The 248-nt window shown below is 64.9% G+C and carries 1 pseudogene; it reads left to right on the top strand.

Annotated elements, in window-relative coordinates:
* Positions 1-248: pseudogene (locus SB786_RS37210) on the top strand (uptake hydrogenase small subunit); the annotation flags it as partial.

The following is a 248-nucleotide window of genomic DNA, read 5'->3' as shown; positions in this document are numbered from 1 at the left end:
GCGAAGGACGCGATTCTCTCCATGATCCCGCTCGACTACGACGACACGATCATGGCCGCCGCCGGCCACCAGGCCGAGGCGATCCTCGAAGACATCCGCACGAAGTACAAGGGCAACTACATCGTCGCCGTGGAAGGCAATCCGCCGCTCAACGAAGACGGCATGTTCTGCTTCCCCGGCGGCGAGCCCTTCGTCGAAAAGCTCAAGCGCGTGAGCGCCGACGCCAAGGCCGTCATCGCGTGGGGCGC

Source organism: Burkholderia sp. SIMBA_062, from assembly GCF_046534765.1.
Lineage (GTDB): Bacteria > Pseudomonadota > Gammaproteobacteria > Burkholderiales > Burkholderiaceae > Burkholderia > Burkholderia ambifaria.
This window is presented reverse-complemented; position numbering and strand designations above follow the sequence as displayed.